Below are 23,441 nucleotides of genomic sequence, written 5' to 3'. Positions count from 1 at the left end.
CAGAGCCTTGATCATCGGGACCGGATACCCGGTGGCCGCGGCGCGGCGGCGCCTCGTACGGTGGACGGATGACGTTTCAGATCCGCCCGATAGCCGAGGCCGAGTGGCCGGCGTTCTCCGACGTGCTGGGCGAGGGGTTCGGCTGGACCCCGCATCCCCGCCAGCTGGACCGCTGGAAGAAGCAGACCGAGTTCGACCGCACGCTCGCGGCGTTCGACGGCGACACCATCGTGGGCTGCACGGGGGTGTACAGCCTGCGGATGACGGTTCCCGGCGGGGTGCTCCCGGTCGCGGGGGTGACCGCGGTCAGCGTGCTCCCCTCGCACCGCCGCCGTGGCGTGCTGTCGTCGCTGATGCGCAGGCAGCTCGCCGACGTGCGCGAGCGTGGCGAGTCGGTGGCCGCGCTCTACGCCTCCGAGGCGCCCATCTACGGCCGGTTCGGCTACGGCAGGGCGGCGGAGCTGATGTCGTTCACCATCGACAGGGCCGGCTCGGCGTTCGTGCGCGACGCGCCGCAGGACCCGTCGCTGCGGCTGCGGGTGGTCAGGCCCGCCGAGGCGCGCGGCGACTTCGAGGCGCTGTTCGCCGCCGTGTCGCCCCGGCGTCCGGGGATGTACGAGCGCCGGGCGGAGTTCTGGGACGCGGCGCTGGCCGACGAGGAGTTCGACCAGCAGGGCGCGGGCGCGCTCCGCTCGGTGATCGCCGAGGACGACCAGGGGGTGCGCGGCTACGCGACGTTCCGGATCAGGCCCGGCATGGACGCCAGCGGCGTGCCCGACGGGGAGCTGAAGCTGCACGAGCTGTTCGCCGCCGATCCGGCCGCCTGCGCGCTGCTGTGGCGCAGCGTCCTCGACCGTGACCTGGTCGCGAAGGTGGTCGTCGACAGCCGGCCGGTGGACGACCCGCTGTTCGCGCTGATGGCCGACTCGCGCCGGCTGCGCGCCCGCTGGACGGACGAGCTGTGGGTGCGCCTGGTCGACGTGGCCGAGGCGCTGGTGTCGCGCTCCTACGCGGCCCCGGTCGACGTGGTGATCGACGTCGAGGACGACGTGTGCCCGTGGAACGCCCGCCGCTGGCGGCTGACCGCCGACACCTCGGGGGCCGCGTGCAAGCCGGTGGACGACGAGCCGGACCTGGTGCTCAAGGTCGCGTCGCTGGGCTCCGCCTACCTGGGCGACGGCGCGCTGGCCGAGCAGCACGCGGCGGGGCTGCTGGAGGAGCGCACCCCGGGCGCGGTGCGGGCGCTGACGACGGCGATGTCGTGGAGCCCGAAGCCGTGGGCGGGGCTGACGTTCTGACGTAGGGTCGGGGCATGGCCCTGCAGAGCTTGCAGATCACCGCGATCACCGCGATGCGGGCGCGCGACGTGTCGCGCCCGTCGAAGGAGCAGCAGGAGGCCGCCGACCGGCGGCCCCTGCGTGACGAGACGCCCAGGCGCGAGGCCCGGCGCCGCTCCTAGCCGCCCTCGGCGGCTACTCCTGGGGCAGCGACGGGAGCTGGCCGATGGTCTCGTACGTCTCCAGCTGGGCGATGCGGCGGCTGTGGCGCTCGCTGCCGGAGAACGAGGTGGCCAGGAACGTCTCGACGAAGCCGGTGGCCTCGTCGGCCGAGTGCATGCGCGCGCCGACGGCGATCACGTTGGCGTTGTTGTGCTCGCGGGCCAGGCGGGCCGTGTCGTCGCTCCAGGCGAGCGCGGCCCGGATGCCGCGCACCTTGTTGGCGGCGATCTGCTCGCCGTTGCCCGAGCCGCCGATGACCACGCCGAGGCTGCCCGGGTCACCGGCCACGCCCTCCGCGGCCCGAAGGCAGAACGCCGGGTAGTCGTCCTCGGCGTCGTAGACGAAGGGACCGCAGTCGGTCACCTCGTGCCCGTGGTCCTTCAACCAGGACACGAGATGGTTCTTGAGCTCATAGCCGGCATGGTCGGCACCGATGTAGACACGCACGCCACCAGTCTTCCACAGCCCGGCCGACGCGGCTCCTGGCCCGCGCCCGCTCGCTAGAGTAAGGGTCAGCACCGCCCAGTAGTCCTTACGAGAGGAGCCGCCATGCGCGAGATCCGTTCGATCGGCGACCCGGTCCTGCGCACGCCCGCCGAGCCCGTCGAGGCGTTCGACCGCGAGCTGCGCAAGCTGATCGACGACATGTTCCAGGCCATGTACGCGGTCGACGGGGTGGGCCTGGCCGGTCCGCAGATCGGCGTGTCGCGGCGGCTGTTCGTCTACGACATCAGCGGGCGCAAGGGCCACCTGATCAACCCGGTGCTGACCGTGGACGACCCGGCGGAGGTCCTCGACGAGGAGGGCTGCCTGTCGGTGCCCGACCGGCGGACCGGCAGGCCGATCTACGCTCCGGTGGCCAGGGCCGCCGGGGTGACGGTCGAGGGGGTCGACCGGCTGGAGCGGCCGGTGCGGATCACCGCCAGGGGCTCGCTGGCGCGCTGCTTCCAGCACGAGACCGACCACCTCGGCGGCAAGCTGTACGTCGACCGGCTGCCGAAGAACGAGGCTCGCAAGATCATGCAAAAGGCGTAAGTTGGCCGTATGACTGTGCTTTCCGGCAAGGGCGCACTGGTGACGGGCGGCTCACGCGGCATCGGCAGAGCGGTCGTGGAGCGGCTGACGGCCGACGGGGCGAGCGTGGTGTTCAGCTATCGCCACGACAGGGAGGCGGCCGAGCGGGTCGCCAAGGAGACGGGCGCGCACGCGGTCCAGGCCGACCAGGCGGACAAGGACGACCTGCGGCGGCTGTTCGCCGAGGCGGAGGCCCGGCTGCCGGGCCTCGACATCCTGGTCAACAACGCGGCGGAGACCGGCCAGGCGCTGATCTCCGAGGTGACGGACGAGGTCTACGAGCGGGTGTTCGCGGTCAACGCCCGCGCGACGTTCCTGGCCATCCAGTGGGCGGGCCGGGTGATGCGCGACGGCGGGCGCATCGTCAACGTCTCGACGCTCAACACCGAGCTGGCCGCCCCCGGCGTGGCCGTCTACGCCGCCAGCAAGGCCGCGGTCGAGCAGTTCGCCAAGGTGGCGGCGCGCGAGCTCGGCGGGCGCGGCATCACCGCCAACACGGTGCTGCCCGGCGCGACCGACACCGACATGCTGCGCTCGTCCAACCCGCCGGAGGCCCTGGTCCAGACGGTCGCGCTGACCTCGCTGGGCCGGCTCGGCCGGCCCGAGGACGTGGCGTCGGTGATCGCGTTCCTGGCCGGGCCGGACGGCGGCTGGGTGACCGGGCAGAGCATCCGCGCCACCGGCGGGCTCTACTAGCCCTACAGCTGCATCGACTTGACCTCGAAGAACTCTTCCAGGCCGTGCTCTCCGAGCTCGCGGCCGATCCCGGAGCGCTTGTAGCCGCCGAAGGGGGCCATCGGGTTGAACCGGCCCCCGTTGACGGCCACCTGCCCGGTGCGCAGCCTGCGCGCCACGGCGACCGCGCGCTCCTCGGTGCCCGCCCACACCGCGCCGGCGAGCCCGTACGGGGTGCCGTTGGCGATCTCGACGGCCTGGTCCTCGGCGGTGTAGGGGATGATCGTCAGGACCGGGCCGAAGATCTCCTCCTGCTCGATCGTCATGCCGGGCTCGACCGCGGCGAAGACGGTCGGCTCGACGTAGAAGCCGCGGGGCAGCGGGCGCTCGGTGCCGCCGGCCACCAGCCGGGCGCCCTCCTCGTGGCCCCGGTTGATGTAGCGGACGACGCGGTCGCGCTGGGCGGCGGAGACGAGCGGGCCGATCCTGGTGGCCTCGTCGAACGGGTCGCCGACGGTGTACTTGGCGGTGGCCTCGACGGCCAGGCGGACGGCCTGGTCGTACTGGTCACGGTGGACGATCATGCGTGACCAGGCGGAGCAGGTCTGGCCGGCGTTGACGAAGCAGTTGGCGACGCCCGCCTTGACGGCGGCGGTGAGGTCGGCGTCGGGCAGGATGAGGTTGGCGGACTTGCCGCCGAGCTCCAGCGCGACGCGCTTGACGCCGTCGGCGGCCAGCGTGGCGACCCGGCGGCCGGCCGCCGTGGAGCCGGTGAAGGAGACCAGGTCGACGTCCGGGTGGGCGGCCAGGGCCTCGCCGACGACCGGGCCGCGCCCGCTGACCAGGTTGAACACGCCGGGCGGCAGGCCGACCTCGTGCAGGATGTCGGCCAGCGCGTAGGCGGCCAGCGGGGCGACCTCGCTGGGCTTGAGCACGACCGTGCAGCCGGCCGCAAGCGCCGGGGCGACCTTGGCGACGATCTGGTGCAGCGGGTAGTTCCACGGCGTGATGGCGGCGACGACGCCGACCGGCTCCTTGACGACGAGCGAGTTGCCGACGCGGGTCTCGCGCGGGTGGGTCTCGGCGAGCTGGGCGTAGGAGGCGAGGACGCCGGCGGGCATGAGCGTCTGCACCTTGAGCGCGAAGCCGAGCGGCGAGCCCATGTCGGCGGCGATGGTCCTGGCGATGTCGTCGGCGCGCTCCACGATCAGCTCGGCCGCGGCGGCCAGCGGCTTGGCCCGGTCGGCGGGCGGCAGCGACGACCAGGCGGGGAAGGCCCGCGCGGCCGCGCGCACGGCGGCGTCGACGTCTCCGGACGCGCCCGCGGGCACCCGGTCGATGATCTCCTCGGTGGCCGGGTTGACGACCTCGACGGCTTCTCCCGAGACGGAGGCGGTCCAGGCACCGCCGATGTAAAGCTGACGCATGACGCCATCCTGGCGTGCTCCGCGTCACAATGCGAGGCGGCCACTCATCCGGGGATGAGCACTGCCACCCCCGGACGCAGCTTCTTCTACCGGCGAGGGGTGTTCAGTCGAAGCGCGGCGAGCCGTCGCGGGTGCGCTTGAGCTCGAAGAAGTTCTCGAAGCCGGTCACGAGCAGGACTCCGTCCCAGAGCCGGCCGGCGTCCTCGCCCCGGGGGATGGAGTTGATCACCGGGCCGAAGAACGCGTTGCTGCCGACGCGGATGACCGGCGTGCCGACGTCCTGGCCGACCAGGCCGATGCCCTCGTTGTGCGAACGCCGTACGGCCTCGTCGTGGGCGTCGGAGTCCATCGCGGCGGCGAGCTCGCGGTCGAGGCCGGCGCCGGCGAGGGCGTCCTCGACGGTGGCGCGCAAGTCGTCGAGCCGGTCGATGGCGCGCTGGTTGTGCAGGCGGGTGCCGAGCTCGGTGTAGAGGGGGCCGACGACGTGGTCGCCGTACTTGGCGGCCGCCGCGGCGACGACGCGCACCGGGCCGATGGCCTTGGCGATCTGCTCCCGATAGGCCTCCGGGACGTCCTTGTCCTCGTTGAGCACGTTGAGGCTCATGATGTGCCAGCGCGCCTCGACGGGACGGACCTTCTCGACCTCGACCAGCCACCGCGACGTCGCCCAGGCGAACGGGCAGAAAGGATCGAACCAGAGATCCACAGGAGTCTTCTCAGTCATGTGTGGTCATAACCTGGGGAGGTCGGCGTCCTATTCCTGGCGTGGCAGGATACCGACAAACCCCAACGAAGTGGTGAAAAGGAGCGCAACTTGGCAGGCAACCTCACCCGGGACGAAGCGCGCGAGCGGGCCCGGCTGTTGAAGGTCGAGTCGTACGAGGTCGCACTCGACCTCACGACGGGGGACGAGCGCTTCGACAGCGTGACCACGGTCCGTTTCGGCAGCACCAGCCCCGGCGCTTCCACCTTCGTCGACCTGCACGGCGCGCGCGTGCGCAAGGTCACGCTGAACGGCGAGGAGCTCGACCCCGGCAGCTACGACGCCGACAAGGGCCGCTTCCCGCTGCCCTCGCTCGCCGCCGCCAACGAGCTGCGCGTCGAGGCCGAGTGCGCCTACATGCGCACCGGCGAGGGCCTGCACCGCTTCGTCGACCCCGTCGACCAGAACGTCTACCTGCACAGCCAGTTCGAGACGGCCGACGCGCACCGCATGTACGCCTGCTTCGACCAGCCCGACCTCAAGGCCACCTTCCAGCTCGCCGTGCGCGCTCCCGAGAGCTGGGAGGTCGTCTCCAACGCCGCCGCGGACAGCGTCGAGCCCGCCGGTGACGCGGCCAGGCAGTGGACGTTCCCCGCCACGCCGGTCATGTCCACCTACATCACGGCGCTCGTCGCGGGCCCCTACCACAAGGTGACCTCCGAGCACGACGGCATCCCGCTGGGCGTCTACTGCCGCGCCTCGCTGGCCGAGCACCTCGACGCCGACAACATCCTGGAAGTCACCCGGCAGGGGTTCGACTTCTTCCACAAGGTGTTCGGCGTGCGCTACCCGTTCGGCAAGTACGACCAGCTTTTCGTGCCGGAGTTCAACGCCGGAGCCATGGAGAACGCCGGCTGCGTGACGTTCCTGGAGGACTACGTCTTCCGCTCCCGCGTCACCGACGCCGTCGTCGAGCGGCGCGCCGAGACCATCCTGCACGAGATGGCCCACATGTGGTTCGGCGACCTGGTCACCATGCGCTGGTGGGACGACCTGTGGCTGAACGAGTCGTTCGCCACCTACATGTCCGTGCTCGCGCAGGCCGAGGCCACCCGGTGGGGCGGCGGCGCGTGGACCACGTTCGCCAACGTGGAGAAGGCCTGGGCCTACCGCCAGGACCAGCTTCCCTCCACCCACCCGATCGCCGCCGACATCCCGGACATGCAGGCCGTCGAGGTCAACTTCGACGGCATCACCTACGCCAAGGGCGCCTCGGTGCTCAAGCAGCTCGTCGCCTACGTCGGGCTGGACAACTTCCTGGCCGGGGTGCGCGACTACTTCGACGAGCACGCCTGGGGCAACACCGAGCTGAAGGACCTGCTCGGCGCGCTGGAGCGGACCTCCGGGCGCGACCTGTCGTCGTGGTCGAAGGAGTGGCTGGAGACCTCCTGGGTCAACACGCTGCGCCCGTCGTTCGAGGTCGCCGACGGCCGCTTCACCTCCTTCGAGGTGCTGCAGGAGGCCCCGGCCGACTACCCGACGCTGCGCTCGCACCGCGTCGCGATCGGCCTGTACGCGCTGCGCGACGGCGCGCTCACCCGCACCAAGCGGGTCGAGCTGGACGTCGTCGGCGCCCGCACCACCGTGGCCGAGCTGATCGGCGAGGAGCAGCCCGACCTGGTCCTCGTCAACGACGACGACCTCACCTACGCCAAGATCCGGCTCGACGAGCGGTCGCTGCGCACGCTCGTCGACGGCGGCATCGCGGCGTTCACCGAGTCGCTGCCGCGCGCGCTGTGCTGGTCGGCGGCCTGGGACATGACCCGCGACGGCGAGATGTCCACCCGCGACTACGTCAAGCTGGTCATCTCGGGCATCGCCACCGTCAAGGACCTCACGGTCCTCCAGGCGGTGCTGCGGCAGGCCCGGCAGGCCGTCCAGCAGTACGCCGAGCCCGCCTGGCGCGGCGAGGGCCTGGCCCTGCTGGCCGACGCGCTGCGCTCGCTCATCGGCTCCGCCGAGCCCGGCTCCGACCACCAGCTCGCCTACCTCCAGGCGTTCGCGCCGGTGGCCACCTCCGAGGCCGACCTGGCCATGCTGGCGGCCATCCTCGACGGCTCCGAGGTGCCCGACGGACTGACCGTCGACGCCGACCTGCGCTGGACCCTGGTCAACGCGCTCGTCGTGGGCGGCAAGCTCGGCGAGGCCGACATCGAGGCCGAGCTCAAGCGCGACCCGACGGCCACCGGCGAGCGGTCGGCGGCACAGTGCCGGGCCGCCGTGCCCACCGCCGAGGCCAAGGCCGCCGCCTGGGAGCGGATCATCGGCGGCAAGCTGGCCAACCACATCGCCCGTACGACGATCGGCGGCTTCCAGGACCCGCACCACCCCGAGCTGCTGGAGCCGTACCGGGAGAAGTACTTCGCCGAAGTGGGGCGGATCTACCGGGAGTGGACGTTCGACCAGGCGTCGACGTTCGCGGTCGGCTGCTTCCCGACGCTGATCATCGAGGAGGCGACCGTCCAGGCCGCACGCGACTACCTGGCCGCCGAGCAGCCGCCGCAGGCGCTGCGCCGGCTCATCCTGGAGGGCGCCGACGGCGTCAGCCGCGCGCTGCGCAACCAGGCGAGGGACGCCTCCTAGTCCCCCGCACACAGACCCCGGAAGGCCGTGCGCCTTCCGGGGTTTTCTGTTGTCCCTTGACAGGCGGGCGGCCTCGGGCTCATATTCTTCACCACTAACTTTATGACTAAAGAAAGTGGTGGCATGGCCGGAAGCGACCGCGGCGACCTCACCAGGACCGCGATCCTCGCCCTGCTCGGCACCGTCGGGCCGCTCAGCCGCAGCGAGATCGCGCGCGAGCTGGACGTCAGCCCCGCGACCGTCACGCAGCTGACCCGCGAGCTGATGGGACACGGCATGGTCGAGGAGCTCGACCTCAAGCCGTCCCGGGGCGGGCGGCCCGCCCAGCGGCTCGGCCTCGTCGGCGGCGCCGGGCGCGCCCTCGGCGTCAAGGTCACCGCCGACCACCTCGTCCTCGTCGACGTGCGGCTGGACGGCGAGGTGCTCGGGTCCTGGGTGCGGCCCTTCGACCCCGTCGCCGCCGACGCCGCCGGCGACCTCGCCGACGCCGTCGCCTCCGTCCTGACCGCCATCACCGGCGGGCCGCCGCTGCTCGGCGTCGGCGTCGGCGTGCCCGGCTCCGTCGACGACCAGGGCGTCGGCACCGTCAACGCGCCCACGCTGGGATGGCAGGCCATGCCCGTCGGCGAACGGCTGCGGCGGCGGCTCGACCTGCCCGTGCTCGTCGAGAACGACGTCAACGCGCTCGCGGCTGCCGAACGGCTGTACGGCAGGGGGCGGACGCACCGGGACTTCCTCGTGCTGACCATCGGGCGTGGCGTCGGCGCGGCCATCGTCGCCGACGGGCGCGTGTACCGGGGGGCGCGCGGGGGCGCCGGCGAGTTCGGCCACCTGTGCGTGGACCCTGGCGGGCCGCCGTGCGGGTGCGGGGCCCGGGGCTGCCTGGAGGCCTTCGTCGGCTCCACCGGCCTCCTCGCCGCCGCCCGGGCCAAAACCACCACCCCTTCCGAGGTCGCATCCCACGGTGAGGGCGCCCCCTTCGCGGAAAGCGGGCCTCTCAAGGGGGGCGACCCCCTCGGGGAGGGGGCCAGGGGGGCGTTGGGGGCGGTGGCGGCGTTGGGGAGGGCGGCCGTGCGGGGGGACGCGGTGGCGCGGGAGGTGTTCGCCGAGGCCGGGGAGATCCTGGGGCGGGCCACGGCCGGGCTGGTGAACGTGGTGGACCCGGAGGTCGTGGTGGTGCTCGGCGAGGGCACCGCAGAGTGGCCGTTCTGGCAGGTGGGGTTCGATCGGGCGCTTCGGGCGCAGCTCTACCCGGGGCGGCGGGACATCGCGGTCGAGGTGGAGAGCTGGGACGAGACGAGCTGGGCGCAGGGGGCGGCGGCGCTGGTGCTGGCGACGCCGTTCGACGCGGCCGGGGCCGCCGGGGAGCAGGGCCGCCTGGTGCGCGCCCGCCTCATCGGGACCACGCCGTGAGCGCCGTCCGTGACCGCGCGGGCGATCTCGCGCGCGGCGCGCGTACCGGAGAGGGAGCGAGCTGATGACACTCACCGCGGCCCCGCCCGAGGCGGGGGCCACGCACGGGCGGAGGGCGCCGCGACGGCGGTGGCGTCACGCGGGGACCGTCGCGGTGTTCCTGCTGCCGAGCCTGGTGCCGCTGACCCTGTACACGCTGGTCCCGATGGTGGCGTCGCTGTGGACGAGCCTGCACGAGTGGGACCTGATCACGGAGATGCGCTGGGTGGGCCTGGGCAACTACCTGGAGCTGATCGGCGATCCGGGGACGCGGGCGGCGTTCGGGCACACGCTGTACTTCATCGCCGGTTACCTGCCGCTGGTCTACCTGGGCGGGCTGGGCCTGGCGCTGCTGCTGAACCGGGCGATGGCGGGCCGGAGCCTGCTGCGCGGGATCTATTTCCTGCCGGTCATCACGAGCTGGGTCGTGGTGGCGCTGATGTGGAAGTGGCTGCTGAACCCGGCGAGCGGGATCGTGAACTGGGCGCTGGGCCTGGTCGGGGTGAGCGGGCCGGGCTGGTGGACGGATCCGGCCTGGGCGATGCCGTCGGTGATCCTCGCCTCGGCGTGGAAGGACCTGGGCTTCGTGATGATCATCCTGCTGGCGGGGCTGCAGGCGATCCCGAAGGAGTACCAGGAGGCGGCCATGGTCGACGGGGCGTCGGCGGTGCGCCGGTTCCGGCACATCACGCTGCCGCTGCTGTCGCCGTCGTCGTTCTTCGTCGTGGTGATCTCGCTGATCAACGGGTTCCAGGTGTTCGACCAGGTCAAGATCATGACCGGGGGCGGGCCGGGCGGGGCGACACAGGTGGTGGTGTCGCAGATCTACGACCTGACGTTCCGTTACGGCCGGGCGGGGGCGGCCTCGGCGCTCTCGTGGCTGTTGTTCGCGCTCGTGCTGCTGGTGACGATCGTGCAGATCCGCGGGCAGAAGCGGTGGGTGACCTATGGGTAGGGCGCTGCGCTACCTGGCGGTGGGGCTGGGCGCGGTGGTGATGCTGTTCCCGTTCGCGTGGGCGCTCATCACCTCGATCACGCCGAGCGACGCGGTGCTGGCGGTGCCGCCGGACTTCACGCCGGAGGGCGCGAGCCTGGACGCGTACGGCAAGCTGCTGGAGACGCTGCCGTTCTGGCGGATCGTGGCCAACAGCGCGTGGATCGGCGCGGCGTCCACGCTGCTGCAGCTCGTGACCAGCGCGATGGCCGCGTACGCGTTCGCCCGGCTGCCGTTCCCGGGGCGGGGGGCGCTGTTCGCGGTCTACCTGGCGACGCTGATGATGCCGCTGCCGGTGCTGGTGGTGCCGCTGTTCATCGAGATGCGGATGTTCAACCTGGTCGACACCTACTTCGCGCTGCTGGCTCCGACGATCGCCTCGGCGTTCGGGGTGTTCCTGCTGCGGCAGGCGATCCGGCAGGTGCCCCGGGAGTTCGACGAGGCGGCCGTGCTCGACGGAGCCGGACATTTCAGGATTTTTCTGTACGTGGTCCTGCCGCTCATCCGCCCGGCCCTGGCCACCTTCGCCATCTTCGGCTTCATGGCCAGCTGGAACAGCTACCTGTGGCCGCTGATCATCATCAAGTCGCCCGAGTTCATGACGCTGCCGCTGGGCCTGGCCACGCTGCACGGCCAGTTCACCACCGAGTGGGACGTGGTCATGGCCGGCTCGGTGATCAGCGTCGTGCCGATCCTCGTTCTCTACGTCTTCGCCCAGAAACACGTCATCGCCAGCGTCGCGCAGAGCGGGCTCAAGTAAAGGAAACCCCCCATGAAGACACGTACCAAGGTGGCCGCCGCGCTCGCGGCCGCGCTGCTCGCCTCCGCCTGCTCCCAGGGGTCGGCCACGAAGGCGCCGAGCGGCGAGGGCGGCAGGACGACGCTGCGCTACTTCACGTTCTCGGCGGCGCCGGACCACGTGAAGGACCTCGACGCGATCGTGGCCGCGTTCGAGAAGCAGAACCCGTCGATCGACGTCGTGGTGGAGACCGCGCCGTTCGACGAGTACTTCACCAAGCTCCAGACCAGCATCGCGGGCGGCACCGCGCCCGACACCTTCGAGCTGAACTACGAGAACTTCGTCACCTACGCCGGCGCCGGCTCGCTGCTCGACCTGGGCGCCGTGGGCGGAGACGGCGACCTGTCGGCGTACGCGGCCGAGTCGCTGAACGCCTTCAAGCGCGACGGCAAGCAGTACGCGCTGCCCGCGTCGTTCTCGACCGTGGTGCTCTTCTACAACAAGGACCTGTTCGAGAAGGCCGGCGTCGGCCTGCCCACCGCCGACTGGACGTGGGCGGACGAGCAGGCGGCGGCCGAGAAGCTGACGGACAAGAAGAAGGGCGTCTACGGCGACTTCCAGCCGGTGCAGTTCTTCGAGTTCTACAAGACGCTCAAGCAGGCAGGCGGCGAATTCCTGTCGGCCGACGGCAAGAAGTCCGCCTTCGACAGCCCGCAGGGCGTCAAGGCGGCCGAGTGGCTGGTGTCGAAGGTCGGCAGGACGATGCCCACCGAGGCGGAGATCGGCGGCACCGCCGACTACGACACGAACCTGTTCAAGTCCGGCAAGCTCGCGATGTGGCACAACGGCATCTGGCAGTTCGCCGGGCTGAAGGACGTGCCGTTCGAGTGGGACGTCGTCGTCGAACCCGGTGACGCGGGCAAGGCCAGCGCGGTCTTCCACAACGCGGTCGCCGTCTCGTCCACGACCAAGCTGGGCAAGGAGGCGTACGCCTGGGCCCGCTTCCTGTCGTCGTCCGACGTCTCGGCCGCCACCCGCATCGCCTCGTCGTGGGAGCTGCCGCCGGTCGCCGACCAGCAGGTGCTGGCCGGCTATCTCAAGGACCCGGAGCCCGCCAACCGGCAGGCGGTCTTCGACGCGCTGGAGTCGATCGCGCTGCCGCCGGTCATCAAGCGCCAGCAGGAGATGCAGGACGCCGTGACCAAGGAGCTGAGCGAGGCCGCCTCCGGCCGCAAGCCGGTGCCGGACGCGCTCAAGGCGGCCGCCGCCGAGGTCGACGCACTGCTCGGCTAGATCCCCGACCCTTTCAGGAGACCAGTTCCCGTGACCCTCGTGTCGCACAGCCTCGACGTGATCCAGAGGCTCCAGTCGCCCACCGGCGCCTACCCGGCCTCGCCGACCTTCTCCGCCTACCGCGGCTACTCGTGGCTGCGGGACGGCTCGTTCATCGCCGAGGGGGTGAGCAGGCACGGCGATGTGGCCGGGGCCGACGCCTTCCACGCCTGGAGCGCCCGGGTGGTCGGCGACCGCGCCGGGCAGGTGGACGCGCTCGTCGCCCGCGCCGCGCGCGGCGAGCCGGTCGCGCAGGCCGAGATGCTGCCCACCCGGTTCACGCTGGACGGCGTGGACGGCACGGACGAGTGGTGGGACTTCCAGCTCGACGGCTACGGCACCTGGCTGTGGGCGCTGCGCGAGCACACCGCCCGGCACGGGCGCGCCGTCCCGGGCGTGGAGAAGGGGGTGCGGGCCACCGCCCGCTACCTGTCGGCCTTCTGGGACCGGCCCTGCTACGACTGGTGGGAGGAGCACGTCGAGCAGCGGCACGTGGCGACGCTCGGCGCGGTGCACGCCGGGCTGCGCGCGGCCCTGGAGCTGGACGTGCTGAGCGCGGCCGAGGCCGAGGCCGCCTCGGCGGCGGTGGCGGGCGTCGCGGCGCTGGTGGCCGCCGAGGGCGTCGCCCCGGGCGGGCACCTGCGCAAGTGGCTGAGCAGCGACGCCGTGGACGGCAGCCTGCTGGCGTGCGTGGAGCCGTTCGGGCTGTACGCGGCCGGGCACCCGGTGGGGGCGGCGACCGTGGCGGAGGTGGAGCGGCAGCTCGCCCGCGACGGCGGCGTCTACCGCTACCTGGACGACACCTTCTACGGCGGCGGCCGGTGGGTGCTGCTGGCCGGGTTCCTCGGCTGGAACCACGCGCGGGCCGGGCGGCCCGGCCAGGCGCGGCATCACCTCGACTGGATGGCCGCGCAGGCGACGCCCGCGGGCGACCTGCCCGAACAGGTGCCCGGCCTGCTGCTCTGGCCGGAACGCCGCCAGGAGTGGCTGGACCGGTGGGGCCCGGTGGCCACGCCGCTGCTGTGGTCGCACGGCATGTACCTGATCCTCGCCGACGAGCTGGGGGTGCGGGCATGATCCGGCATCGTCCCTTCGGGTCCGGGCACCCGTACGCGGTCACCGAGGACCAGCGCGTCCCGGCGCGTCCGCTCGCCGGTGAGGCCGTGGAGCTGCGCGTGCGCGCGTCGCCCGCGGTGGCGTCGGTGGTGTGCGAGTGGGTGACGGACGGCGGGGCTCCGCTGGAGCTCGCGCTCGCGCCGCAGGGCGGCCCCGGCGCGCGGGAGGCGGGCGCCGACGGCGGGCACCTGGCCGCCGCGCAGGCGCGGGCCGCGCGGGCCGCCGCCGGGTCGTGGGCGGTGCGGACGCCGCCGCTGGAGGCCGGGCGGCGCTACGCCTACCGGTTCCGGGCCGCCGACGGGGAGGGGCGGACCCGCGCCTCCCGGTGGTTCGAGGTGACGGCGGCGGTGTGGGGCGCGGCCGGCGGCAAGCTGGACGTGCGCGGCGGCGACCGGGTGGTGCCGGGGAGCGTGCGGTGGCTGGCCGACGGCGACGGGCCGCTGCGCGTCCGGTTCGAGCTGGAGCTGCGCGACGGCGAGCACGTGGTCGGGTTCGGCGAGCGGTTCGACGCGGTGGACCAGCGCGGCCGGGAGCTGGACGCGGTGGTGTTCGAGCAGTACAAGGCGCAGGGCGCGCACGGCAGGACGTACCTGCCGATGCCGTTCGCCCTGGTCGTCGGCGCGCGGGCGACGTGGGGATTCCACGTGGTCACGAGCCGCCGGACCTGGTACGACGTGGGCGCGAGCGTGCCCGGACGGCTGCGCGTCGAGGCGGAGCTCGGCCCGGACGGCGAGCTGGCCGTCGACCTGTACGAGGGCGGCGCCCCGGCGGACGTGCTGCGGCGCTTCCTGGACGACGTGGGCCGGCCGGAAGAGCTTCCGTCGTGGGTGTTCCGCCTGTGGGCCAGCGGCAACGAGTGGAACACGCAGGAGCGCGTGATGGCCGAGATGGACCGGCACCGCGAGCACCGCATCCCCGTCGGCGCGCTGGTCATCGAGGCGTGGAGCGACGAGACGACGTTCACCGCGTTCCGCGGGGCCCGCTACGAGGCGTCGGAGGAGCCGCACCGGCTGGCCGACTACGCCTTCCCGGCGGACGGGCCGTGGCCCGACCCGAAGGGCATGGTGGACGAGCTGCACGAACGCGGTGTCAAGGTGCTGCTGTGGCAGATCCCGCTGCAGAAGACGCGCCCGCACCCGCGCCACCAGGCGGCCGTGGACGCCAGGCAGCTCGTCGAGCGCGGCTACGGGGTCAAGGAGGCCGACGGCCGGCCGTACCGGAACCGGGGCTGGTGGTTCCCGCTGGCGCTCATGCCGGACCTGTCGTCGGCGCGGGTGCGCGACTGGTGGACGGCCAAGCGCGCGTACCTGGTGGACGAGGTGGGGATCGACGGGTTCAAGACCGACGGCGGCGAGCACGCCTGGGGTCACGACCTGCGTTACGCCGACGGCCGCCGGGGCGACGACGGCAACGGGCTGTTCCCGGTGCACTACGCGCGGGCGTTCGGCGACCTGCTGCGGCGGCACGGCAAGGCGCCGGTGACGTTCAGCCGGGCCGGGTTCGCCGGGTCGCAGGCGCACGGCGCGTTCTGGGCGGGGGACGAGGACTCCACGTGGGAGGCGTTCCGCTCCTCGATCAGGGCGGGGATCACGGCCTCGGCGTGCGGGATCGTCTACTGGGGCTGGGACCTGGCCGGGTTCTCCGGCCCGGTGCCGGACGCGGAGCTCTATCTGCGGGCGGCCGGGGCGGCGGCGTTCATGCCGATCATGCAGTATCACTCGGAGTTCAACCACCATCGCACGCCGATCCGGGACCGGACGCCGTGGAACGTCGCGGCGCAGACCGGGGACGAGCGGGTGATCCCGGTGTTCAGGCGGCTGGTGGAGGTGCGCGAGCGGCTGGTGCCCTACCTGGCGGAGCAGGCGCGCCGGGCGCTGGACGGGGCGCCGCTGATGCGCGGGTTGTTCTTCGACCATCCGGGCGATCCGGCGGTGTGGCGGCGTCCGTTGCAGTTCAAGCTGGGGGACGCGTTGCTGGTGGCGCCGGTGACCGATCCCGACGTTTCGGAAATTTCCGTGTATCTCCCTGAGGGGGACTGGGTGGACGCCTGGACCGGCCGCCCGCTCGGCGGCGGCCGGGAGGTCGTGCTGCCCGCCCCGCTCGACCGCCCGCCGGTGCTGTGCGCGGCGGAGCGCTGGGCAGAGCTGGCGCCCGTGTTCGCCGTTTGAGGGCGCCACGACGGTCGCGCTCTGAGCGGCGGCGAAAGGGCGTGTGCAGCCGAGCGGCGGTGTTAGCCTCGATAACGTGCTCGGTTCCGGGACCACGCTCAACGACCGCTACACGCTGACCAGCCGCCTGGGCGGTGGCGGCATGGGCGAGGTCTGGCGTGCCGACGACACGGTCCTCGGCCGCACCGTCGCCGTCAAGGTGCTGATGCCGGCCCTGAGCGAGGACGCCACGTTCCTGCGGCGCTTCCACAACGAGGCCAGGGCCATGGCCACGCTCCGCCATCCGGGCGTGGTCGACGTCTACGACTACGGCACCTGCGAGATCGGTGAGCGCCGGCTCAGCTTCCTGGTGATGGAGTTCGTCCAGGGCGAGTCCCTCGACCGGGTGCTGAGCCGCGGCCCGCTCAGCCCGGCGGCGACCATGCGGCTGATCGCCGAGGTCGGCGACGCGCTGGCCGCCGCCCACCGGCAGGGCATCGTGCACCGCGACGTCAAGCCGGCCAACCTGCTGATCAGGCCAGGCGGCTCGGTGGCGCTCACCGACTTCGGCATCGCGCATTCGGCTTCGGCCGGTCAGCTCACCGCCACCGGGGCGATGCTCTGCTCGGCCGGCTACTGCGCGCCCGAGCTGGCCACGGCCAGCGAGGTGACGCCCGCGGTCGACGTCTACGCGCTGGGCGTGGTGGGCTTCGAGTGCCTGACCGGCCGGCTGCCGTTCGAGGGCGACACGCCCGTCCAGATCATCTACAAGCACCTGCACGCGGCCACGCCCACGCTGCCGTCGGAGGTGCCGCCGGGGCCGCGCCACGTCGTGGCGAAGGCGCTGGAGAAGGCGCCCGAGCGGCGCTGGGAGTCGGCCGAGCAGATGGCCGAGGCCGCCCGCCGCGCCTTCGACGCGCCCGCCTCGTTCGCAGAGCCGCGCCGCCGCCGCCTGGCCCCGGCCGTGCTGGCCGTGGCCGCCGCCGTGATCGTCAGCGCCGCCGTCGCGGGCGGGGTGTGGCTGCGCCCGGCCCAGACCGCGGGCGGCGAGCAGGGCGTCGTCCCGGCGCTCACCCAGCAGGCGTCGGCGGGCGTCACCACCGGCGCCGCGCCGTCGCCGGGCACGAAGCTCGCGCCGCCGTCCAAGCGCTCCCCCGGCACGCGGCCCAGCCAGGCCACGCCCACCCCGACGCCCACGTCCACCGTGACGACCGGCCCGACCGTCACGCCCACCACGACGCCCACTCCGCCGCCCGACCCCGAGCCTGAGCCGGAGCCGACGGAGCAGCCGACCACTCCGCCGTCCGAGGAGCCGACCAGCGAACCGACCGTGTCGGAGCCGCCGGGCGACATACAGTGCATCCGGGCACCCTGCCCGTGACTCTCACCATGATCGACTATATTTGCGCCTTGTCCCCCCACGCCCTGCCCTGGGAGCCCCCTGGTGAAGAGGCCCGCCAAAAGGCATTCGATCATCGTCGACCCCGTCCTGATCATCGGCACCGGCCTGTCGGTCCTCCTGGCGGTGATCTTCTACGTCCGTGAGGACGCCGCGCAGGCGCTGGGCACCGTGGCCGGGCTCATCGGCGGCGTCATCACCCTGCAGATCCAGACCCTGCTGCGGGAGAAGCGCCGCATCGACCACGAGACCCGGGTCGGCCACATGGTCTCCACCATCGAGAAGATCCCCTGGCTGCCAGACCTGATGGAGCCCATGCTCCGGGCCGCCAAGCACGTCGAGCGCGAGTACAAGGGCACCCCCGCCGAGGACGCCTGCCGCAACGCCTTCGAGGAGTGCCTGCGCACGCTCGCCGACCTGGAACGCGGCCATTTCCGCGCCCCTTACGGCGACGCCGGGGTGTTCCTCAAGCTGATCGAGCAGTCACGCGAGTCGATGTGCGTCACCAGCGTGCCGTCGGTCGACCTGTCGTGGTGGCTCCAGCCCGTGGGCAGGCAATACTGGCAGGCGCAGGTCGAGGCGCTCAAGCGTGGCGTGGAGATCCGCCGGGTGTTCATCTACCACGAGTGGACCGACGCGCTCGACGCGCTGGCTCGCGAGCAGATCGAGGCCGGGGTCAAGGTGCGCCGCGTGCAGGTCGACCGGCTGCCCCCGGCCATGCGGGTGATCACCGGCGTGTGGGACGGGGCGTGCGGCCACGAGCTCAGCTACACCGCCGCGGGCGAGGCCGTGCACGACACGTTCACGGTGTCCCCTCCTGACCTCGAACGTCTGATGCGGCAGTTCGAGATGATCGAGCGGAGCGCGCTCGAGGTGGGCGAGCGCCGCGACCCCGACCCCGTGGCCTGAGCCCGTCGGCCGTCAGCACCGCCAGCGCCACCCACAGCAGCCCGAACGCCAGCCAGCGGGTGGCCGGCATCGGCTCGCGGAAGACCAGCAGCCCGACGAGGAACTGCACGATCGGCTCGATGTACTGCAGCATGCCGGTCACGCTCAGCGGGATCTTCGTCGCGGCGGCGCTGAACAGCAGCATCGGCACCATCATGACGAACCCGGAGCCGATCCCGAGCAGCGTGTTGCCCCACGACACGTGCCCGAACGTTGCTTGCCCCGACGCCTGCAGCCACACCGTCCAGACCAGGGCGAACGGGAACAGCACCGCGGTCTCCACCATGAGCCCCTCGATGGAGCCCACGGCCAGCCGCTTCTTGATCAGGCCGTAGCTGCCGAACGTCACCGCCAGGCCCAGCGCGATCCAGGGCGGCCCCCCGTACTCGATCGTCAGGACGACGACCGTGACGGCGGCGAGCACGATCGCGGCCCACTGCCACGGCCGCAACCGCTCCCGGAAGACGATCACCCCGAAGGCGACGCTGACCAGCGGCGTGATGAAGTAGCCGAGCGAGGCGTCGACCACGTGCCCGTTCATCGTCGCCCAGATGAACAGCGCCCAGTTGACCGAGGTCAGCAGGCTGGCCAGGGTGAGCAGCGCCACGTCGCGGGGCCGCCGCAGGATCTCCAGCACCCGGCGGGCGCGGCCGAGGGCGAGCACGAGCAGGCCGATCGCGACCGGCGACCAGACCACCCGCAGCGCCAGGATCTCCATCGGCCCGGTCGGCTCGACCAGCGGCCAGTAGAGCGCCGACAACCCCCACAGGACGTACGCCGCGACACCGAACAGGACTCCACGCGACGCAACGGACACCCTGCCCAGACTACGTGGTGATCAGCTCCCGTCGCGTTCGTCGTCGAGGTGCACGTAACTTGACACAGTCCAATGCATGTCCATGGCTGACAGTCCAGCGTGCCGGTGCGTCCGCGGCCATCTCTAAGGTTTCAGGATGGTTCGCGCACCGTGAGAGGGTGATCAAGTGGAGACGACCCGTGACCTGTTCATCGCACTGGCCAGGCGCTACGCCTTCGCGGACCTCGGCGCGCTGGCGCCCGGCGAGCGCATCGCCGAGGTCTGCGAGTTCGGGCAGCGGCTGTTGTCACTCGACGCCGAGGATTTCGCCGCCGACGCCAAGGCGGTTCCCGCCGGGCTGCGGCGCCAGGCGCGCGCCTGCCACATGCCGCAGACGCCGCGCGAGCAGCCCAGGGGCGCGCTGGAGTCGCTGCGCCCCGCCTACGAGCTGCTGCTCGAGGTCATCGCCGTCCGGTGGCACCGGCGCGAGCTGAGCCCGATGATCGCCGCCGTGCACATCGCGGCCGAATACCTGCCGCTGCTCGCCTTCGAGCCGCATCTCGGCCACGCCGGCGACCCGGCGCGCTGGCCGGCCGGGCTGAGCGCGACGGGCAGCAGGTTCGGCGTGATCGGCGACCGCGACTGCGACCACACCAAGTCCGAGCAGTCCGCCACCAACCGGACCCTCCGCGTCGCCGGTGAGCCCGCCGAGGGCTGGCGCGCGTACTTCGACCGGCAGCACAGCCAGGTCGCCGGGGCGCTCGCCGTCTGCGTGGCGGGCTGCCGCAACCCCTGCACGGCCATGGACTGGATCGAGCCGGAGCCGCGTGCCGACCTGCACGTGCGGGCCCGCACCGCGCTGGCGTTCGCGGACACCCCGCTGGTACGGCTGCGCCACGCGGCACCGGTGGGCCACGGCTTCGGGGTGCCGTCGCCGGAGGAGGTGCTGGAGGCGTGGGAGCGCAGCCGGGCCGTCCTGGACAAGAACCCGGTCGGCGCGGCGGCGGCCAAGGACGACGGCTTCCCGCTGCCGGGGCTGCCGTCGCTGTTCTCGGCCGTGGCCGCCGCGCCGCTCGGCCCGGCCACGCTGCTGGCCGGGGTCAGCCGGCACATCGTCGAGCTGCTGGAACAGCAGACCCCCTGAAACCCTCCAGGCTGACCCCGGCGGCCCCCTCGGCTAGGAAGGAGCGTGAGGGCGCCGCCTTCCGCGGGGGCGCAGGTGGCGCCTTCCGCCTACCGTCTGGCGGTGGCCTGTTCGGCGAGCGCGCCGATGCCGTACAGGATGCCGCCGACGAGGTCGCCGGCGCCGAAGGCGGTGGCCATGGACATGCCAGTGAGCCGGCAGGCGGCGTCCGGGAGGCGGCGGCGGGCGTTCTCGCCGGTGACGATCTCCAGGGCGCGGCCCCGTACGTCGACGAGGACGACGACCGCGTCGGGCGACTCGGCGCCGAGCGCGGCGTGCAGCTTCTCGGCGAAGTGGCGGCGGCCGCCGCGGGGCGGGCCGAGGTAGAGGCCGAAGCGCAGCCCGGTGCGCCGCTCGGCGGCGTGCAGCGCGCGCCTGACGTCGTCGGCCTGCGGGGCGGTGAGCGTGCGCATCGCGATCACCAGCCCGCCGACGCGCCGCCGACCCGTCTGCTGGGTTCGGCCGTCTCGGCGGCCGTCGCCCAGTCGGCGCCGGGCTCGGGCAGCCAGCTCGGCGGCCGGTCGACCAGCACGAGGCCGGACGTGCTCACGCCGTGCTCGCCGCGCCCCGGCCCGCCGAACCACACCGGCGCCGCCTCCGCCCTGCGTGCCGAGCCCCGGCCCGGCACCATGACCAGCAGGCTGATCAGCAGGAACAGGGCCAGCGACATCCCGACGAGGAAGAGCAGGATCTCCAGCGCGCTGTCCACACCAAGACCGTAATCCCGGTTCGTCTGTCCGGCCAGACCCTCCCATGAGAGTCTTGACACAAGATCCCCAAGACGAGGTCAACATCACGGTGGTAGCTCCAGAGACGATCGGCCGGCATCCCGTCGAACGCCCCCTCGGCTCGGGCGCCTTCGCGACCGTCTGGCTGGCCATGGACGAGCGGCTCGACTCGTACGTGGCGATCAAGGTGCTGGCCGACAACTGGGCGGCCGAGCCGGAGGTGCGCGAGCGGTTCGTCAAGGAGGCGCGGCTGTTGCGGCAGGCCGACTCGCCGCGCATCGTGCAGGTGCACGACATCGGCGAGCTGCCCGACGGGCGGCCGTATTTCGTCATGACTTATGCCGACATGGGCTCACTGTCTGGCCGGTTGCGTGACGGGCCGCTGCCGGTCGGCGAGGCCGTCCGCATCATCGGCGAGGTCGCCGAGGGCGTCGAGGTGCTGCACCGGATGGGCATCGTGCACCGCGACCTCAAGCCGTCCAACGTGCTGTTCCGCTCGCTGGCCGGAGGCGGCGAGCGGCTGATGGTGGCCGACCTCGGCGTGGCCCGCTCCCTCGCCGACGCCACCAGCCACACCATCGCGGCCGGGTCGCCCGGTTACATGGCGCCCGAGCAGATGCGCATGGACGGCTCCCCCGACCGGCGCGCCGACGTCCACGGGCTCGGCGCGATGGCCTACCACCTGCTCACCGGCCGGATCCCCGGCTCAGGCGCGGTCCGCCTCGCGCCCCACCGGCTGCGGCCCGACGTCCCCGAGCACGTGGGCGCTGCCGTGATGAAGGCCATCGACCCGGACCCCGAGCGCCGCTGGCCCACCGCCGCCGCCTTCGCCGCCGCGCTCGCCGCCGATCCGCTCCCGGTCGATCCTCCTCCGGCCGGCCAGCTCCCGGCCGGGCCGGCGGAGGGCCACGGCGCCGCCGAGGTCCAGCCGCCCGTGGAGACGATCCCCCCGGGTGTCGCGAGCGAGCCGTCAGGTGATCGCGGCTCCCCCACGACCCCGTCCGCCATCCACGGACTCCACGAGCCCCGCCCCGGGGACGAGCACGCGGGGCCGGAGCACACCGTGCCGCCGTTCCGGCCCGCCGCCGGCGAGCCGCCGGAGCCCCCCGCCCCCGACATCCTGGAGAAGCAGCCGGTCGACCGGATGCGCGCGGTCACGGTCGCCGGGGCGGCGCTGGCGCTGGCCGTGGCGGTGACCGCCGCCGTGCTCGCCCTGCGCACCCCGGGCGGCGGGACACCCCAGGGCGGCACGGTGAGCAGCGGCAGCACGGGCAGCACGGTGGCGGCGGGCCTGCGCACCGACGCCGGCATCCCGCCGCAGTACCGGGAGCTGATCATCGAGGCCGGCACCTGGTGCCACGACGTCGACGGGCTCTCCCCCGCGCTGATCGCCGCGATCCTCAAGGTGCAGAGCGACTTCGACCCCGACCTGAACGACCCGGAAAGCAACGAGTACGGCATCGCCCGCTGGACGCCCTCGGTGCTGCAGCACTGGCAGCCGGGCGGCCTGGAGGACCCGATCCCGAAGCCGCCGCTGAGCCCCGAGCTGTCGATCCCGGCGATGGGCCGGTTCTTCTGCGCGCTCGGCCCGAAGGTCGCCGACGTGCCGATGGACCCGGCGGCGCGGCTTTCGGCGCTGTTCGTGACGGGCGTGGACCCGGTGCGCCGCGACATGGGCGTGCCGTCGAAGTGGAAGAAGCACGTCGAGGAGGTCCTGCGCTACCGCGACCAGTATCAGGACAAGTGACCGCCCGCCGCTGACGGCCCCGGCAGCAGCCGCAGGTCGGCGTCCCTGACCAGGTCGAAGCGGAGCGCCAGGTTGATGAGCGCGGCCCGCTGCCAGTCGGCCTTGCCTGCGTCGTCGGCCTGCTTGACGCGGAGCTTGGTCCTGGCCAGGTAGTCGATGTGGAAGTTGACGCCGCTCCTGGTCAGGCCGTGACCGGCCAGGCGTTCGATGAGCTGGGGCACGGTGGGCACGACGGTGCTGGACGGGTCGCGCAGCCGGGGCTCGCAGAGCGCGACGAGGATGAGGAAGTACTTGGCGGTCCTGTCCAGGGGGTAGACGCCCCGGGTGGCCTCGCCGGTGGCCGCGGGCGCGGCGGCCGTCCCGTACAGGTGCTCTGGCGCGAACACCAGGAAGCCGGTCGTGCCGTGCTCGCCCGGCAGGATCACCCGTGAGAACTCGAACGGCACCGGCATCGACAGGCGGCGCGGCGGCACCTTGACGAACTCGCCGCCGCCTTCGGGGTTCTCCACGACGTAGGTGCGGTCGGGCGTGAGGTTGCTGATGAGCCAGTAGTCCTCGACGGCCTGGATGCGCCCGGCGAGCCTGGACACGGCCCGGTCGGCCACCACGATGTCCACGGGGACGTCCTGGGCGCCGCGGCCGAACGTGGCGGTCTCGCCCGGCGCGAGCTCGGCGGCCACGCTGGTGTCGGTCTGGATGAGCACCGTACGCATGCGCATGGTTGTACGCCCTCCGCTTGTCGCACGGCCACCTGTAATCTTGCAGGAGCCGGGGCGCACCTCTCTAGAGAGGAAGGTATAAGTACCCGGAAATCGGGCGTAGAACACGGTGAGCTGGGC

22 protein-coding genes are annotated in these 23,441 nt (G+C 72.7%); 15 read left to right on the top strand and 7 right to left on the bottom strand.

Features of this window, described 5'->3' with window-relative positions; translation table 11 throughout:
* Positions 1-68 precede the first annotated feature (68 nt).
* Positions 69-1,298 (top strand): GNAT family N-acetyltransferase, encoded by a 1,230-nt coding sequence (locus ACWDXC_RS38010; protein ID WP_449990557.1) that lies wholly within the window; start codon positions 69-71, stop codon positions 1,296-1,298.
* A gap of 14 nt (positions 1,299-1,312) precedes the next feature.
* Positions 1,313-1,459, top strand: a complete 147-nt coding sequence (locus ACWDXC_RS38005; protein ID WP_219515938.1) for a hypothetical protein — start codon at positions 1,313-1,315, stop codon at positions 1,457-1,459.
* 13 nt (positions 1,460-1,472) lie between these two features.
* Here ACWDXC_RS38005 and ACWDXC_RS38000 read toward each other — a convergent pair whose 3' ends face one another.
* The gene (locus tag ACWDXC_RS38000; protein WP_364178769.1) at positions 1,473-1,946 is read right to left on the bottom strand and encodes a ribose-5-phosphate isomerase; all 474 of its coding nucleotides are present in this window, start codon (positions 1,944-1,946) and stop codon (positions 1,473-1,475) included.
* Between the two features lie 102 nt (positions 1,947-2,048).
* On the opposite strand from ACWDXC_RS38000, the gene def reads away from it, so the two are divergent.
* Both def and ACWDXC_RS37990 read left to right on the top strand, forming a co-directional pair.
* Positions 2,049-2,534, top strand: a complete 486-nt coding sequence (gene def, locus ACWDXC_RS37995) for a peptide deformylase (RefSeq protein ID WP_449990553.1) — start codon at positions 2,049-2,051, stop codon at positions 2,532-2,534.
* A 9-nt stretch (positions 2,535-2,543) separates the two neighbouring features.
* Positions 2,544-3,269, top strand: a complete 726-nt coding sequence (locus tag ACWDXC_RS37990) for an SDR family oxidoreductase (RefSeq protein WP_449990550.1) — start codon at positions 2,544-2,546, stop codon at positions 3,267-3,269.
* A 2-nt stretch (positions 3,270-3,271) separates the two neighbouring features.
* On the opposite strand, the gene ACWDXC_RS37985 is transcribed toward ACWDXC_RS37990, so the two are convergent.
* Positions 3,272-4,675: an aldehyde dehydrogenase family protein gene (locus ACWDXC_RS37985; protein ID WP_449990547.1), complete on the bottom strand. Its 1,404-nt coding sequence runs from the start codon at positions 4,673-4,675 to the stop codon at positions 3,272-3,274.
* A 103-nt stretch (positions 4,676-4,778) separates the two neighbouring features.
* On the bottom strand, positions 4,779-5,399 hold the full coding sequence (locus ACWDXC_RS37980; protein ID WP_219520008.1) for a DsbA family protein: 621 nt from the start codon (positions 5,397-5,399) through the stop codon (positions 4,779-4,781).
* Positions 5,400-5,489: 90 nt separating this feature from the next.
* Here ACWDXC_RS37980 and pepN point away from each other — a divergent pair, with 90 nt between their 5' ends.
* From pepN to ACWDXC_RS37935, 9 genes are all read left to right on the top strand, one after another.
* Complete coding sequence (gene pepN / locus ACWDXC_RS37975) at positions 5,490-8,021, top strand: aminopeptidase N (protein ID WP_449990545.1); 2,532 nt, start codon at positions 5,490-5,492, stop codon at positions 8,019-8,021.
* A 123-nt stretch (positions 8,022-8,144) separates the two neighbouring features.
* The gene (locus ACWDXC_RS37970) at positions 8,145-9,434 is read left to right on the top strand and encodes an ROK family protein (protein ID WP_449990543.1); all 1,290 of its coding nucleotides are present in this window, start codon (positions 8,145-8,147) and stop codon (positions 9,432-9,434) included.
* 64 nt (positions 9,435-9,498) lie between these two features.
* The gene (locus ACWDXC_RS37965) at positions 9,499-10,428 is read left to right on the top strand and encodes a carbohydrate ABC transporter permease (RefSeq protein WP_449990540.1); all 930 of its coding nucleotides are present in this window, start codon (positions 9,499-9,501) and stop codon (positions 10,426-10,428) included.
* The gene (locus ACWDXC_RS37960; RefSeq protein ID WP_219519792.1) at positions 10,421-11,227 is read left to right on the top strand and encodes a carbohydrate ABC transporter permease; all 807 of its coding nucleotides are present in this window, start codon (positions 10,421-10,423) and stop codon (positions 11,225-11,227) included. The genes ACWDXC_RS37965 and ACWDXC_RS37960 overlap by 8 nt, the downstream gene beginning before the upstream one ends.
* A 12-nt stretch (positions 11,228-11,239) precedes the next feature.
* The gene (locus ACWDXC_RS37955; protein WP_449990537.1) at positions 11,240-12,499 is read left to right on the top strand and encodes an ABC transporter substrate-binding protein; all 1,260 of its coding nucleotides are present in this window, start codon (positions 11,240-11,242) and stop codon (positions 12,497-12,499) included.
* A gap of 30 nt (positions 12,500-12,529) precedes the next feature.
* Positions 12,530-13,615, top strand: coding sequence for a glycoside hydrolase family 15 protein (locus ACWDXC_RS37950; RefSeq protein ID WP_449990535.1), 1,086 nt, complete (start codon positions 12,530-12,532; stop codon positions 13,613-13,615).
* Positions 13,612-15,822, top strand: coding sequence for a glycoside hydrolase family 31 protein (locus ACWDXC_RS37945; protein ID WP_449990532.1), 2,211 nt, complete (start codon positions 13,612-13,614; stop codon positions 15,820-15,822). Before ACWDXC_RS37950 ends, ACWDXC_RS37945 begins: the two co-directional genes overlap by 4 nt.
* Positions 15,823-15,898: 76 nt before the next feature.
* Positions 15,899-17,182, top strand: coding sequence for a serine/threonine-protein kinase (locus ACWDXC_RS37940; protein ID WP_449990530.1), 1,284 nt, complete (start codon positions 15,899-15,901; stop codon positions 17,180-17,182).
* Between the two features lie 63 nt (positions 17,183-17,245).
* The gene (locus ACWDXC_RS37935) at positions 17,246-18,109 is read left to right on the top strand and encodes a hypothetical protein (protein WP_449990527.1); all 864 of its coding nucleotides are present in this window, start codon (positions 17,246-17,248) and stop codon (positions 18,107-18,109) included.
* On the opposite strand, the gene rarD is transcribed toward ACWDXC_RS37935, so the two are convergent.
* Positions 18,003-18,965: an EamA family transporter RarD gene (gene rarD, locus ACWDXC_RS37930; RefSeq protein ID WP_449990524.1), complete on the bottom strand. Its 963-nt coding sequence runs from the start codon at positions 18,963-18,965 to the stop codon at positions 18,003-18,005. The two genes, ACWDXC_RS37935 and rarD, sit on opposite strands and share 107 nt — an antisense overlap.
* A 166-nt stretch (positions 18,966-19,131) precedes the next feature.
* On the opposite strand from rarD, the gene ACWDXC_RS37925 reads away from it, so the two are divergent.
* The gene (locus ACWDXC_RS37925; protein ID WP_219518708.1) at positions 19,132-20,088 is read left to right on the top strand and encodes a hypothetical protein; all 957 of its coding nucleotides are present in this window, start codon (positions 19,132-19,134) and stop codon (positions 20,086-20,088) included.
* Between the two features lie 89 nt (positions 20,089-20,177).
* On the opposite strand, the gene ACWDXC_RS37920 is transcribed toward ACWDXC_RS37925, so the two are convergent.
* Together ACWDXC_RS37920 and ACWDXC_RS37915 are read right to left on the bottom strand one after the other, a co-directional pair.
* Entirely contained in the window at positions 20,178-20,540 is a 363-nt protein-coding gene (locus ACWDXC_RS37920; protein ID WP_449990521.1) for a TPM domain-containing protein, read from the bottom strand.
* A 5-nt stretch (positions 20,541-20,545) separates the two neighbouring features.
* Complete coding sequence (locus ACWDXC_RS37915; protein ID WP_219518701.1) at positions 20,546-20,836, bottom strand: hypothetical protein; 291 nt, start codon at positions 20,834-20,836, stop codon at positions 20,546-20,548.
* Between the two features lie 53 nt (positions 20,837-20,889).
* On the opposite strand from ACWDXC_RS37915, the gene ACWDXC_RS37910 reads away from it, so the two are divergent.
* Positions 20,890-22,602, top strand: coding sequence for a serine/threonine-protein kinase (locus tag ACWDXC_RS37910; RefSeq protein ID WP_449990519.1), 1,713 nt, complete (start codon positions 20,890-20,892; stop codon positions 22,600-22,602).
* Here ACWDXC_RS37910 and ACWDXC_RS37905 read toward each other — a convergent pair.
* On the bottom strand, positions 22,590-23,315 hold the full coding sequence (locus ACWDXC_RS37905) for a winged helix-turn-helix domain-containing protein (protein WP_219518694.1): 726 nt from the start codon (positions 23,313-23,315) through the stop codon (positions 22,590-22,592). The two genes, ACWDXC_RS37910 and ACWDXC_RS37905, sit on opposite strands and share 13 nt — an antisense overlap.
* Positions 23,316-23,441 lie beyond the last annotated feature (126 nt).

The sequence above is a fragment of the Nonomuraea sp. NPDC003214 genome (assembly GCF_053590035.1).
Note: the sequence above shows the minus strand (reverse complement) of the source record. Positions and strands in the feature narration are given on the sequence as shown.